The organism is Cryobacterium sp. MLB-32 (genome assembly GCF_000738085.1).
In the GTDB taxonomy this organism is placed as follows: domain Bacteria; phylum Actinomycetota; class Actinomycetes; order Actinomycetales; family Microbacteriaceae; genus Cryobacterium.
The window spans coordinates 1-3,733 of record NZ_JPRS01000329.1 but is presented as its reverse complement, the minus strand read 5'-3'; the positions used below and the strand labels follow the sequence as shown (position 1 = coordinate 3,733).

At 66.0% G+C, this 3,733-nt stretch carries 2 protein-coding genes and 1 pseudogene; all 3 read right to left on the bottom strand.

The genetic code is table 11. The annotated features are described in order from the left end of the window. A pseudogene (locus JF66_RS18215) lies at positions 1–700 on the bottom strand (hypothetical protein); the annotation flags it as partial. Between the two features lie 105 nt (positions 701–805). Further along, complete coding sequence (locus JF66_RS18210; protein ID WP_035880240.1) at positions 806–1,165, bottom strand: sterol carrier family protein; 360 nt, start codon at positions 1,163–1,165, stop codon at positions 806–808. 69 nt (positions 1,166–1,234) lie between these two features. Beyond that, positions 1,235–3,583 carry an EAL domain-containing protein gene (locus JF66_RS18205; RefSeq protein ID WP_197059484.1) on the bottom strand — a complete coding sequence of 783 codons (2,349 nt, stop codon included), beginning with the start codon at positions 3,581–3,583 and terminating at the stop codon, positions 1,235–1,237. Positions 3,584–3,733: the final 150 nt, after the last annotated feature.

Below are 3,733 nucleotides of genomic sequence, written 5' to 3'. Positions count from 1 at the left end.
GCGTGGGAGTCGGCGTGTCCATCGGGGTGGGGCTGCCCGGTGTGGGCACGCCGAGCGACCGCACAAGCACCTGCGACGGCGACGCATCCGTTGCCGGGGCGCCAAAGTGGGCGCTCGCATCCACGGCGACGGATCCCGCCGGATAGACCGCCCAGCTGATCGATGCCCCGGCGCCGTCGACGACCCGGATGCCCCGACCGCCGCCGTTCGCCATTCCCGGCTGCCCGGTCACCCGCACTACCGGATACTCGTCGGCCGGATACTGGTCGGCCGGACTCGCGGCAGAACCGAAGTGTGCGCGGAAATCCGCCACCGTGAAGGCCTGGCTGTCGACCGTTGCCGTGGTGTAGTCGAGCCAGAACACCGTCGAGTCACCGGCCGTGATCGATGTGCCGGTCGGCACGGCGAACGGCACGTCCTTGGCGCGATCGTCCGAGTCCGCGTAGATATAGCTCAACTCGATCCCCGCTGCGTCCAGATCGATATCGACGCCGGTCGTGTTGGTCACTTCGAAGAATTCGAAGTTGTCGTAGCCCACGTTGTCGGGGGCGATCTCGGTCACCAACAGGGGAGGCATTGCGACACTCGGCGCCGCCGCGGCGGAGAGGCCGGGACTGACCGCGGCCCCTGCCCCACCCAGGAGCAATACGAGGCTCAGGGCGATCGGGGACGGGCGGAACGGACGCGGAAGAATGTGCACTGAGCAGGCCTTTGTTTTGTGAGCGGGCCCGCTCAACCTAGGGGAATCCGAAGAATTGCCTGTGGCTTTCTTATGAACACTCGGGGCCGCGGCCGCGGAGATGCCCTACAGAACGGGAACGTGACCCGTCAGATCGGCGCGGGCGCCCGAGGCGTGAATGAGGCCCGAAGCGATGCCCTCCGGCCAGCTCAGGGCACCGGTGGCGAGGGCGAGCCAGGTGGCGACATCCGTTTCGACGACGTTCGGCGGCGTGCCGCGGGTGTGGCGCGGGCCAGCGATGCACTGCACAGCACCAAACGGCGGCACGCGCACCTCGAGGGTGTTGCCCTCCGCCTGCTCGGCGAGCAGCTGCAGGGTGTACCGAACGGCCTGCGCCCGAATGTCCCGGCTCGCGCCGGCACCTTCCGCGAGTGCCGTGCGCACGGCCACCCGGCCGGCTCCGTCGTCAATTCTCGCTCGTGCCATGGTTCCAGCCTAGGTCCCGGCGACGAGGTGCTCAGGCGGGGGCTGCGCGGTCAGGAGGGAACGGGGCGGTCAGGCGGGAACGCGGCACGCAGGGGACGGGCCTGGTCTGCCGAAGAGGTAGCCCTGCCCGCACTCCCATCCCTGGGCGCGCAGGATATCGGCCTGCACCTGCGTCTCGATCCCCTCCGCGATCCCCGTGAGGTGCAGACCCTTGACCAACCCGCTCACTCCCTGGGCGAGGGCATTGGCCCGGCTGTCCCCTTCAGTGAGGTCCTGCACGAATCGCAGGTCGAGCTTGACCCCGGTCACCGGCAGTTCCCGCAGCACCGAGATGGATGAGTACCCGGTACCGAAATCGTCCAGGTGGATGCCGACACCGAGCCCCCGCAGCTCCGCCAACGCGACTTGCGCGGATCCCACCAGGCTCAGAACGGCTGTCTCAGTGACCTCGATCACGACCCGTGCAGGGGAGACGTGATGAGCCGTGAGAGTTTCCCGCACACTCGCGAGCCAGGTGGGCTCGGACAGTTGGACCGCCGAGACGTTGACACTGACCGGGCCGGGCAGGTCCGGACGCTCGGCAAGCAAGGCGCACACCTGGTCCAGCACCTGGGCGCCAATGGCGCTGATCAACCCGGTGTCCTCGGCGATGTCAAGGAATTCCGCGGGGCTCAGCAGGCCGCGGCTGGGGTGCGCCCACCGCACGAGGGCCTCGTGTCCCACGACGCGCGCGTCGGCCAGGGCCACGATGGGCTGGTAGTACACGACGAACTGGTGGTGGGCGATCGCCTCACGAAGCTCGTCTTCGAGGGTGAGCCGGGCCAGAGCTTGGCCGTGCATGGCGTCGTCGAAGAAATGCCAGCGGGCGCGCCCTGCGGCTTTGGCCTGGAAGAGTGCGACATCTGCATCGCGAAGCAGGCTGCCGGAGGTCGAGGTCGATGTCGAGGTGGCGATGCCGATGGACACGGACGGCACGATTCGGTGACCCCTCACGTGCATGTCAGCGGAGATCGACGAGGACACCCGCTCGGCGCAGGAGAGGGCATCCTGCACGTCCTGCATGTCCTGCAACACAATGACGAACTCATCTCCACCGAAGCGACCGATTCGGTCCCCCGCGCGCAGGGCAGCCACCATCCTGTGCGCCACCGTCGTCAGCAGCTCGTCGCCGGCCGCGTGCCCCAGCGAGTCATTGACGGTCTTGAGCCGGTCGATGTCCACGAACAGGACCCCCAGCGGATGGTCCCATCGTTGGGCGGCCCGAAGATCGGCCGCCAGGATGTCGAGAATCCAGGCCCGGTTATGCAATCCGGTCAGCGGATCGTGAAAGGCCTGATAGGCCACGGCCTCCTGCGCCCGCCTGACCTCTGTCACATCCCGCGCCGCAGCGAACACGCCCAGCACGTTTCCACCCACATCCCGATACACCGACGCGTTATACAACACCTCGGTCAACGTCCCATCCCGATGACGCATCGTCAACGGATAATCAACGGCCATGCCCTTCTCAAAAACCAACTGATAAATCGCCTCCGCCTTCTCCGGCTCCGTAAAGCAATCCGAGAACGCCGTGCCGATCAACTCCACCCGCGGAATACCCGTCGCCTTCACCGTGGCCTCATTCACATCGGTGATCAGACCCTCCGGACTGATCGCCACCAACGAATCCAGGCTCGACTCAATCATCGACCGCGCCGCCTCAAATGCCTGCCGCGCCGCCGTCACATCCCGCGCGATGGTGGAGGCACCGACGGCTATGCCATCGTCATCACGGATCGGCGAGACGGTGAGCACGACCTGGACAAGCGTTCCGTCCTTGCGGATACGGACCGTTTCGAAGCGGTCAATGTTGACGCCGGCCTTGATCTTGGCCAGCATCGACGGGATCTCATCCATCCGACTCTCCGAGCTGAGCCGGTCTATAGACGTGCCGACCATCTCTTCTCTGGAGTAGCCGTACGAACTCTGGGCTGCCGCATTCCACGTCGTGACGATGCCGTCGAGCGTCGTGGCGATGACGGCATCGTTCGCATTCTCGACGATCGCTGCCAGAAGCCGGGCGTTCTCCAGCGCCTGAGCGCGAGCGTTCACCTCGCGCTCGGCCGTCATCATCAAAAGAATGTGCCCGGTATCCACCTCGGACACGCTGATCGTGACCGGGAGCTCGCTCCCGTCTCGATGCCGCGCCCCCACCACCCGGTCCCCGGACCGGCGCCTGGGCTCTGCGGTGCGCTCCTCCCTGACATAGTCAGGGACCAGGATTCGGATGGGCTGGCCGACCAGATCGCCCCGGTCGTAGCCGAAGAGCGACTCCACCCGGTGGTTGACAAAAACGATGGCACCCGACGGGTCCATCCCCACCAACGGTTGCGGCACCGCTTCCAGGAGACTCTCATACTCACGTGTCTTCGAAGCCATCTGATCCTCGATTCGCATCGGGCAGGGTCACATCCGCGCTGAGTGGTGGAGGTGCCCATCACCGTGCGGGTCAGTTGATTCAAGTATAGTTTTCTCTGGTTTCCAGGACGAGACCCCGCGTCGACCAATGTGACGGGTAGTCGACCGGTT